This is a genomic window from Pseudoalteromonas sp. SR41-8 (assembly GCF_014163915.1).
Classification (GTDB): domain Bacteria; phylum Pseudomonadota; class Gammaproteobacteria; order Enterobacterales; family Alteromonadaceae; genus Pseudoalteromonas; species Pseudoalteromonas rhizosphaerae.
Window position 1 is genome coordinate 101,047 of record NZ_JACJEE010000008.1, and the last position, 10,306, is coordinate 111,352.

The 10,306-nt window shown below is 40.9% G+C and carries 6 protein-coding genes and 2 pseudogenes; 4 read left to right on the forward strand and 4 right to left on the reverse strand.

Annotated elements, in window-relative coordinates:
• Positions 1-65: 65 nt before the first annotated feature.
• Positions 66-755 carry a VC0807 family protein gene (locus H5162_RS07645; RefSeq protein WP_149980025.1) on the forward strand — a complete coding sequence of 230 codons (690 nt, stop codon included), beginning with the start codon at positions 66-68 and terminating at the stop codon, positions 753-755.
• Positions 756-772: 17 nt separating this feature from the next.
• Here the strand turns inward: H5162_RS07645 and H5162_RS07650 are convergent, their stop codons facing one another.
• Positions 773-1,378 (reverse strand): TetR/AcrR family transcriptional regulator, encoded by a 606-nt coding sequence (locus tag H5162_RS07650; RefSeq protein WP_182778150.1) that lies wholly within the window; start codon positions 1,376-1,378, stop codon positions 773-775.
• 170 nt (positions 1,379-1,548) lie between these two features.
• Here H5162_RS07650 and H5162_RS07655 point away from each other — a divergent pair, with 170 nt between their 5' ends.
• The 3 genes from H5162_RS07655 (at position 1,549) to H5162_RS21555 (ending at position 6,310) form a co-directional block, all read left to right on the forward strand.
• Positions 1,549-2,598, forward strand: a complete 1,050-nt coding sequence (locus H5162_RS07655) for an efflux RND transporter periplasmic adaptor subunit (RefSeq protein WP_145234240.1) — start codon at positions 1,549-1,551, stop codon at positions 2,596-2,598.
• Positions 2,598-5,687, forward strand: coding sequence for an efflux RND transporter permease subunit (locus H5162_RS07660; protein ID WP_182778152.1), 3,090 nt, complete (start codon positions 2,598-2,600; stop codon positions 5,685-5,687). The genes H5162_RS07655 and H5162_RS07660 overlap by 1 nt, the downstream gene beginning before the upstream one ends.
• Before the next feature lie 332 nt (positions 5,688-6,019).
• Positions 6,020-6,310: a GreA/GreB family elongation factor gene (locus tag H5162_RS21555; protein ID WP_392344896.1), complete on the forward strand. Its 291-nt coding sequence runs from the start codon at positions 6,020-6,022 to the stop codon at positions 6,308-6,310.
• A gap of 305 nt (positions 6,311-6,615) precedes the next feature.
• Here the strand turns inward: H5162_RS21555 and H5162_RS07670 are convergent, their stop codons facing one another.
• The 3 genes and pseudogenes from H5162_RS07670 to H5162_RS07680 form a co-directional block, all read right to left on the reverse strand.
• Positions 6,616-9,348 (reverse strand): choice-of-anchor I family protein, encoded by a 2,733-nt coding sequence (locus H5162_RS07670; protein ID WP_182778153.1) that lies wholly within the window; start codon positions 9,346-9,348, stop codon positions 6,616-6,618.
• A 357-nt stretch (positions 9,349-9,705) separates the two neighbouring features.
• Positions 9,706-9,930, reverse strand: a pseudogene (locus H5162_RS07675) (alpha/beta hydrolase family protein); the annotation flags it as partial.
• 71 nt (positions 9,931-10,001) lie between these two features.
• Positions 10,002-10,226: pseudogene (locus H5162_RS07680) on the reverse strand (alpha/beta hydrolase family protein); the annotation flags it as partial.
• Between the last annotated feature and the right edge of the window lie 80 nt (positions 10,227-10,306).

Consider the following 10,306-nt stretch of genomic DNA (forward strand, 5'->3'; position numbering starts at 1 on the left):
GGGTCTATATCTTAAAGTAACTTGTGTATATACTTTATGTATTGAATACCAATGATTGATGCATAATGACAGCGGCAAAAAAGAAGAGTAATTTTTTCAGTAATATAATTTTTAATATTATTTTACCTGCGGTGATTTTAAGCCGCTTTAGTACACCTGATACGTTAGGCCCGGTATGGGCAGTGGTGGTAGCACTTGCTTTTCCGCTGTTATTTGGTTTGTGGGAACTTAAACAATCAGGCAAAGTAAACTTTTTCTCAGTACTTGGCATTATCAGCGTACTACTTACTGGCGGTATCAGTTTATTTGAACTTGACCCAGCTTATATCGCGATTAAAGAAGCGATGGTACCAGCAATTATTGGTGTGATTGTATTGATCAGTCAGTACACCCCTTATCCGCTGATCCGTAAATTACTAATTAACCCTGAATTGCTTGATATTGATAAACTTATGCATTCGTTAGAGCAACAAAACAACACCGCGGTATTTGATGCAAAAATGCGTCTTGCCGGTTTTATTGTTGCCAGTGCGTTCTTTTTATCTGCAACACTCAACTACTTTTTAGCGAAAAGTATTGTTGTTAGTATGCCCGGCACCACAGCTTATGCCGAAGAGTTAGGACGTATGACTTGGTTAAGCTACCCAGTCATTGTGGCGCCGACTATGGTGCTATTAGGCGGAGCAATTATTTTCATTTTTAAGCAAATAGGTAAATTAACTAAACAACCTATCGATGAATTTATATTGCAGTAAGTGGTTACTCAAAAGCCTTAGCGATACATTTTAACAAACCGCCTTACGCAATCTTCAATATATGCTGCTGGCGGTACATCATTAATTTTTGCGTGCCCAAGTGCATGGCGTAATTTCCAATCACCTGTGGCCATGCCCAGTAACTGTAACGTGGCAAACTTAGGGTTGTCGATATCAAGCAAGCCCGCCTGTGCAATACTACATAAGCAGACCTCTACCTGCTGCATCACTACTTTAGGGGCGGCGTCATAAAACAATAAGGCCAACTCAGGGTATTCATCCTTGTGCGCTACGCACGTGTCGTATACTTTCAATGCCTCGGGTGAAAATACCAGTGTAATAAAATTAGTCACAACACGTAGTAAGTTTTCCTCTAGGCTTTGCGCTGGCTCAAAACGCTCTTTACGTAAGTTTGAGGAGGAACAATTCGCTGTTACAGTTTCAACAAATAGATTATTTTTGTCTTTGAAATGACTATAAACCGTTTGTTTAGATACTTGGGCTAATTTAGCAATTTGATCCATGCTGGTATTAGGAAAGCCTTTATCCATGAACAAGGTCGTTGCAGCTGTAATAATTTGTTGTCGTTTTTGTTCTGACCGACTTAGGGTAGTTATTTCCATTTTCACCTCAAATCAAACTAGACAGTCTAGTTTGATTGATTTATATTCATACAAAATTAGACTCTTGAGTCCAATTCTAAATCATTCTGCGTCTAGCACAAAGCATAACTGTGTTTAATGCACCTGACTAACCACGCTGATTTAACATGGCGATAAATAAGGATATTATAATGAAAAAATATCTGCTAAGTGCATTCATTTTATTCACATCATTTATATGTTATGGCGAAAGTCTGGTTCATGTAGCTGCCTACACAGTACAACAAGAGGCGGGCTATTATCAAACACGTACGCTTAGTGGCAAAGTGGTCATACAAAACGATGCAAAGTTGAGTTTTGAATTTCCAGGAAAAATTGCACAAATTTATTTTGATCAAGGCGAGCAAGTAAAACAAGGCGATATTATTGCACGCCAAAATACGCAGCTTTTAGTTATCGAAGAACAAAAACTCCAGGCGCAAAAACAACGAATTCAAGCACAACTTACCTTCGCTAAACTTGAAAAAAGGCGTTTAGCAGAACTTGATAAAAAGAACTACTCGGCCACCTCGGCACTTGACCAAGTTAAAACCAATATCGCTGTACTTAACGCAGAACTAGCCGCAATAGCAGCAAACTTGAATGAAGTCAGTATCCGCACTGAAAAGGCACATTTAACCGCGCCATTCAACGGTATTTTAGGCCAGCGCTTTGCCTCACAAGGTGAAATTGTTGCAGCCAGTACACCGATTGTGCGTTTAATCGAAAACCAACATGCGCAAGTAAGCATGGGGATCCCACTGACACTGCAAAGCACCATCCAAAATAGCATGGACATTGAGATTGCCGGACAAAACTTTACTGCACAATCTATCAGTAAAGGAGCGAGTATCGACCCACATACACAAACCTTAACAATGCGCTTTGCTTTGCCAAGTAGCGCAGTTGTTTATGCTGGTCAATTAGCAAAATTAACAGTGCAACAATATCAACAACAAAGCGGTTTTTGGGTGCCTCTTGATGCCCTTGCCGATGGTGTGCGCGGTACTTGGCAGGTTTATCAAATAAAAAACAAGGTACTAAAACCTATCATTGTGCAGCTTTATTATGCCCATGATGGCTATGCGTTTATTGGCGCCCCATTACACAATGGTGCGCAAATTGTTGCCAATGGCATGCATAAGCTGTCGGCCAACATTTCGGTTAATGTTGTTGCAAATCAACCAACTAAGGTGCTGTGATGATCCGCTATTTATTTAATCACGGGCGTGTCCAAGCGCTTTTAGTGGCGTTACTTATCGTTAGTGGTTTAGCTGCGATCAGTGGCTTAGCGCGCAGTGAAGATCCTCGAATAACTAATCGTATCGCTATCGTAACCACTGCTTTACCTGGCGCCAGTGCTGAACGAGTTGAGGTGCAAATAAGTGAGAAAATCGAACAAAAACTAAAATCCCAAGCTGAAGTAAAGCATTTATCGTCGATTTCTCGTCCTGGGCTCTCAGTGATCACCATTGAGCTAAAAGACGAAGTCACGAACGTTAAACCCATTTGGTCGCGAATGCGTGATTTATTAGGTGATGTCAACAACCAGTTGCCAGTAAATGCTTCATCACCGCTACTGGATGACGAGCGTGGCTATGCTTATACTCGTATCTTATCGCTTAACGCCAATGACGATATAACCACATTAGCAACGGTTAATCGCTATGCAAAAGAACTGCAAAATCAATTACGTAATGTTTCAGGTGTGGAGTTGGTGCATTTTTTTGGCCAAGTTGATGAGGAAATTTTAGTTGCGGTTGATCAACAAAAAGCCAGTTTAGCTGGTATTCCTTTAGCGCATATTCATGCAGCTATTCAAGGTGCAGATGCAAAAGTAGCCGCTGGTACCCTTACAAATGACAAATCGCAAATGCAAATTGAAGTGACCGGTGCGTTTGACTCGATTGCTCGCATTGGCGCAATTCCACTAAGTAGTAATCAAAATGCAGGGCAATATCAACTCTCTGATGTAGCCCAAATTACTCGCTCAGTAAAAACCCCCGTGAACGAAATTGCATTAATTGATGGAAAACCCGGTATTTATATTGCGATCCGCATGTTACCAAACTTGCGTATCGATACTTTTTCTAAGCGTGTTGATGTCGCCATCGATAACTTTAGCCAAGACTTACCAAGCCAAATTTTACTCCAAGATATTTTTGATCAACGCGGTTATACCCAAACTCGTTTAGCCGATTTACTCAGCAATATTACCGTGGGGTTTGTGCTTATTCTAGTGGTATTATTTATCACTTTAGGTTTTAAAGCTGCTCTGGTTGTCGGCACCGCGTTACCTTTAACCGTATTGTTTACGTTAGTAAGTATGCAGCTCTATGGCTTACCTATTCATCAAATGTCGGTTACCGGTTTAGTCGTGGCACTGGGCATTATGGTTGATAACGCCATTGTGATCACCGATGCTGTTCAGCGCTTTCGCCAACAAGGCCTAACAGCTTTAGCCGCAGTAGAAAAAGCCGTGGCACATTTTTGGCTTCCACTGCTTGGCTCAACTCTAACAACTATTTTAGCGTTTGCACCGATTGTGCTGATGCCAGGTGCTGCAGGAGAGTTTATTGGCGGTATTGCCTTAAGTGTTATTTTTGCCTTAATTGGTTCATACCTGATTTCACACTCTTTAGTGGTGGTATTTGCAGGGCAATTTATCAATAACGAACAGCGTACTGGTATCTTTTATCAAGGTATACGCACACCTAAACTCAGTAAACGCTTTGAAGCAACGTTAAAACGTAGCCTAGAAAAACCAATACTCACTTTACTACTGGTCTTTATACTCCCTGTTGCCGGTTTTTTTGGGGCAGGACAACTCACCGAGCAGTTTTTCCCGCCCTCAGATCGCGATATGTTTCAAATTGAAGTGCATTTTGCCCCTCATGTGAGTATTACATCAACTCGACAAGCCATAGAGAAAATGGATCAACTAATTCGGCAATCTGAAGGCATTGAAAAGCTTGATTGGATGATCGGAACTAATTTCCCAAGCTTTTACTATAATATGCTCCAGCGTAATCGCGGCGCCAATAACTATGCGCAAGCGATGGTAAAAGTAACCGACTTTAAACGTGCCAACGAGTTAATAAAAAGCTTGCAAATACAACTTGATAAAGCATTTCCAAACGCACAAACTTTAGTCAGAAAGCTTGAGCAAGGTCCACCATTCAATGCACCAATTGAAATGCGTATTTATGGCCCAAGCCTAGATACTCTCTCTGAACTGGGCCAACAATTACGCACGCAGCTCATTGCTCATAACGATATAACCCACACCCGTCCAACCTTATTGTCGGGCTCGCCTAAACTATGGTTAAACACCGATGAAGCAGCGCTGACTCATGCAGGATTAAGCCTAAGTAATATGGCAACACAACTACAAAACCAGTTCAATGGTGTCGTGGTCGGCAGTATTATTGATAATACCGAAACCGTTCCCGTACGCGTTAGAGTTGCAGATAAGCGCCGAGATGATATTAGCTCGCTATTTAGTACGCAGTTAAATACGCCAGCTAGTTCAAACCAAATAGATACTGCACAACCGCTAGTGGTTGAATCATTTGCCAGTGCAACACTGAGCCCTTCTCGTGGCTCTATCGCTCGCCGTGACGGTGAACGTGTTAATATTATCGAAGCTTATTTAGCAACTGGCGTATTACCGCAAACCGTACTGAATGAAGTGACCGCCACCATTGCACAATCAGGCTTTGTATTACCCCATGGCTACAGATTAGAGCTCGGTGGTGAGTCGCAAAAACGCAACGAAGCGGTTGGTAAATTGCTTGGCCAAGTGGGGATTATTGTCGTGTTATTGATCACCGTACTGGTGATGTCATTTAATTCATTTACCACCACAGGGCTAATCTTAATAAACGCCCTGCAAGCTGCAATGCTGGGCTTGCTCAGTGTATTTATTGCTGGCTACCCGTTTGGTTTTACTGTGATCATTGGTTTATTGGGCTTAATGGGACTGGCCATAAATGCCGCCATTGTCATTTTATCAGAGTTAAATTCACTGCAAGCCCTCACTGATAAAAACAAAATCGTTGCCGCTGTGATGACTTGCTCACGCCATATCAGCTCCACGACTATCACCACCGTTGGTGGCTTTTTACCACTCATACTCGCCGGCGGAGGTTTTTGGCCTCCGTTTGCCGTCGCTATCGCAGGTGGTACTGTATTAACCACTGTGTTGTCATTTTACTTTGTTCCTGTGGCATATTATTTAGTATCAAAACGCACGCTACGCACAAAAAAACATGGAATTAACGCACACTAGTAAATTTAAATTAATATCTTTATTTTTAAATTATAAAACACCATTGATATAATATTTTTATGAGGTATGATTACTTTAAATAAGAGGAACATCATGTTTATATTAATATCTCATCCACAAAAAACAAATCTCACCTTCGACATTTAAGCCGAGTGTAACTCTTACACTCGGCAGTCTCACTGTATTATTTTAAATTTAAGTTCGGTTCAGTTTTCGTGGAGATTTAGTCCGTGTTTGCTTTTCTGTTCGGGTACAAAACCCCTGCTTTTTATAAGTATAAAAACTATTTAAGCCAAAGTTCAGCATTTTTACATCCGCTGAAACTCGCGCATGTGTTGCAAAAAATAGAGTATTCACAACGACCTTGGTCAAAGTTTAGCCCACATGTACAAATTGGCTGTACCGTAGTCATCCAGCATACTGATACGGGTTATAAACGCCGTATAAGCTTAGTTCCGGCTACAGAAAAGGGGCTATGTAATAATGTTGTGTCATTACACTCTTCTATAGGTACTGATCTTTTAGGACATAAAATAGGTCACATTTTTGAGTGTAAAGAATATGGATGTTTTCACTCTTGGCAAATATTAGCAATTAATAGTAAGGAGAATTATATAGAGTAAATCATTTCAATTTTTATTTATTAATTTTTATATATTTAATTGGAGTTATTTATAATGAGTAAAGAAAAAGCTAAAAAACCAGCAAAAATGACGTTAAAAGAAAAGCGAAAAATACGTAAAGAGAAAACAAAGACAACCGAAAAGTAAAGAGTTGTCACTTTACATATAACGTTTCATGGAAACCTTAATAAAGTCCAAAGCTCGGCATTATAAAAATGTCGGGCTTTTATCGTTTAAATATATTAATAAAAAAGGCCTCAATAAAGACCTTTGTTATAGATGAAGTTTAAATAAATCTGAATTAGCTACTGTATTGTTGGCACGGTAATAATTGATACAGAGCCTAGCGGATCTACGTTATAGTCTTCACTCGGTTCGCCTTCGTCAGCGGTGATGATTAATTTACCATCGGGACTGAAAGTTACCATATCTGGCAGTGCTCCGACCGCAGATATCATTTCAAGCTCATAACTACTCGTGTTAAACATAGCAACAACGCCAGTATCAGTTTTCACGCCTGACTCGATCGCAGCGGCAAGTTTTCCGTTTGATACTGCGACAGAATTAACACCTGCACCGTAATAGCTAATATCAATTGCGCCAAGTGTTGCAATGTTATTTGGGTTAGCAAAATCAATCACTTCAATACGAGGAGCGTTAAGCAAGCTGCCGTTATTTACTACGAATAAACGTTTTGTTTGTGCATCATAAGCCGTGATCTCTGCGGCGCCTTCACCACCTTCAATTAACAAGCGTGATGCAAAATCAAACTTGCCTTCGTTGTTTTCACTATAGACGGTGATATTACCACTGTCTTCGTTTGCAACTACCAGCTGCGCTTTTGACGTTGGGCTTTGATCAGCGGTTATAAATAACACCCCTTCTGGCGCATCATCACCTTGGGTAACGAGCATTTGCACAAAACTTACGGCATTAACATCACTAATATCATATACTGCAACCGCATCAGCACGCTCTAAAGCAATAAATGCATAGCGCTTATTGGCAACCATACCTGTTGTTACACTCTCAGGCTCAGTGCCTTTCGCATCACTGCGACCATCTGGGTAAACGCCGGCTTTATTAGCTTCAAAGGCAAGTGATGAACCACTATCAAACACCTGCTCACCGGTATCACCATTGAAGATTGAGAATGAACGTGCACCAAAACTATAGAGTTTATTATGACTTGATGCTGCAGTATCAGAATCAACATATTGCGATACTAATAAACGCCCTAATTCGACGTTGTTTTGTAATATACTTACGTCTGTAAATACCGACTCATCAAGCACGATATCTGCAACTTTCTCACCTTCAGCGAAGTTGCTAAACCAGTCACGTATATCCCCCTCGTTGGCAGTTAAAACGTAATCTATGCCATCTTGTGTAAATGTTGCGATGCCATCAGGTTGATACATACCCACTACGTTTGCGCGAGTTTGTAGTTTGATCATATTATCTTTATCACTGGCATCGATTTCATTGCCAGCCATACCATAATCTTTAAAGCCCAGCGGAAAAATATCAGTGATAGTTTTCGTGGTTAAGTCTATTTTTGCAAGGCCGTTATTCTCTTGCAATGACACCCATGCAGTGCTTGAATCAGCTGATACGGCGACATACTCAGGCTCAACGTCTGCAGCTAAATCTGCACCTTTACCAAATACTCGGAAGCCTTTGCTTTCAAGAGCCGCTTCTTGATCATTAAATGATGTGAAATTTAATGTAGTTGCAGCACCAACATGCATAGGAGTTTTGAAGTTTTTACGTCCAGGGCTGGCATAAAGTTGTGGCGCATTCTCATCAACAAGCTCTATAAATTCCATACCATCAGGAAAACGGCCATAACTATTAACATGGAAATCGCCATAACTGACTTGTTGATGCAATTGGCCTTGGTATTTTAGTTTAATGGTTTCGCCTTTGCCTAAGCCAAAGTCTTCATTATTATTTAAAATAGCCGTTGCGGGTGCACCGTTAGGTAACTGAGCACCCGTAACTAAATTCGGCAATAATACAATAAAGCCGTGGCCAGGAATTTCTGTACCTGCAGGGATAGTTAAACCCGCTTGGTTATTCGCTTCACGGTCTAAATCAACTAACTCCCACTCATTAGCTGCAAAAACAAATGGTTCAGAAGATGTGTTGTACAGCTCAACAAAATCAAAATCGGCGTCATCACGGCCTTTTGAAACCACTTCATTGATCACAATATTAGCGGCAGTTGCACCATCAACCGGCGCTGGTAATTTATTGGCAGCACCAGGCGTTGGCGCGAGCGCTTCATCTTGAGTGTGCCAATTACCACCATCTGGTAAACGCCCCCATGTAGACACATGGCTACCATCACTCCAATGTGCGCTATCTACAATTTGATTGTTGTGTACCAGTAATGCGGTGTCGCCTTTACCTAAACCAAAATCAGTATCGCCAGCAGTGGCAACTAAAGTATCTGTTGGTGCATCAAATGGAATGCTAGTTTGATCTGTGGCAATCACTAAAAACCCACCTGCAGCGATGGTTGTACCTTGTGGAATTTTAATGCCCGGCTCTTTATCAATCTCAAAGCCTTTTAAATCATTTACTGCCCAATTAGCGTCACTAAAGGTAAATGCTTGTTCAGAGTTATTAAACAACTCAATAAAATCATAACCGCCTTCATTTGAACGCACCTCGTTGATCACCACTTGCCCTGCTGATGGTGTCTCAGTAATTTGGCTAAATGTTGCAGTAACCTCTTTATGGTTATTCATTGTAAGAGTTAAAGAAGTCGCGCTATAGTCTGCATTACCAATATCGCCAGACCATGAAACAAATTTATATCCTTGTGCAGCCTGAGCGTTTAGCATAACAATAGCACCTTGCTCATAATCAGCACGCTCTGGACTTATTACTACGTTTCCAGCACTTTGCTCTGTGATATTTAATATCAGTTGGTAACGCAAAGGCTCTAAATCATTATCATCATCTGCTAGATCACAGCCACTTAATAGACCTAGCAATAATAAGCTGCCTACTATCGGTTTCAATTTCATCACATTTCCTTGGTATCGTTTTAGTTTTAATTAATCACGATACCCTAAAGCGTAATATTGACAGCTAAATGTAATTATCATGTCAATGGGATGACATTGCGAACGAGAATAAACTATAAGATCATGATTTAATTTATAATTCACCTCATTCTAAATAACCAAAATTCAGACGTACAGGTAGTAATTTCCAACTCTAACTACGTTGAATTTACTTGCCGTTGCTCTCTAACTAATAGCTGTAGTGATGTACTGAATATCAGGTTGTAACTCTGCGCAATAGGAAAAATTTATAAAATGCTTAAAATTGTGAGGGGCACTTTTTGGCATAAAAAGCGCAGCATAATCCGCGCTTTCAATTTACTCTGATACAGAAGGTTCAGTATTTGCTTGAGCATCGTTTGCAGGAGCTTCGTCAGTTAACAAGTATTTATCCAGCCATTGCTCTTGCTCCCAAAGCACATGCAGTAAACTCTTGCGAGCACGGTAGCCGTGAGCTTCGTAAGGTAACATCACTAAACGCGCTTCTTTACCTAAACCTTTTAGCGCAGCGTACATACGCTCGCTTTGCATCGGGAAGGTGCCGTGAGATTAAGGGTGGGTCTTCATCCCCATATAATTAAATCAACAAGCGCGGCATAAACCGCGCTTTGAATTTATTCTGTTAAAGAAGGCTCAGTATTTACTTGAGCATCGCTTGCAGGAGCTTCGTCACTTAACAAGTATTTATCCAGCCACTGCTCTTGTTCCCAAAGCACATGCAGTAAACTCTTGCGAGCACGGTAGCCGTGAGCTTCGTAAGGTAACATCACTAAACGCGCTTCTTTACCTAAACCTTTTAGCGCAGCGTACATACGCTCGCTTTGCATTGGGAAGGTGCCGTGAGATTAAGGGTGGGTCTTCTTCCCCATATAATTAAATTAACAAGCGCGGCATAAACCGCGCTTTCAATTTACTCTGA

What these genes read in the sequence shown, in the direction of transcription:
- H5162_RS07660 (WP_182778152.1), top strand. Translation starts at nt 2,598, where the DNA reads ATGATCCGCTATTTATTTAATCACGGGCGTGTCCAAGCGCTTTTAGTG.
- H5162_RS07655 (WP_145234240.1), top strand. Translation starts at nt 1,549, where the DNA reads ATGAAAAAATATCTGCTAAGTGCATTCATTTTATTCACATCATTTATA.
- H5162_RS07645 (WP_149980025.1), top strand. Translation starts at nt 66, where the DNA reads ATGACAGCGGCAAAAAAGAAGAGTAATTTTTTCAGTAATATAATTTTT.
- H5162_RS07650 (WP_182778150.1), bottom strand. Translation starts at nt 1,378, where the DNA reads ATGGAAATAACTACCCTAAGTCGGTCAGAACAAAAACGACAACAAATT.
- H5162_RS07670 (WP_182778153.1), bottom strand. Translation starts at nt 9,348, where the DNA reads ATGAAATTGAAACCGATAGTAGGCAGCTTATTATTGCTAGGTCTATTA.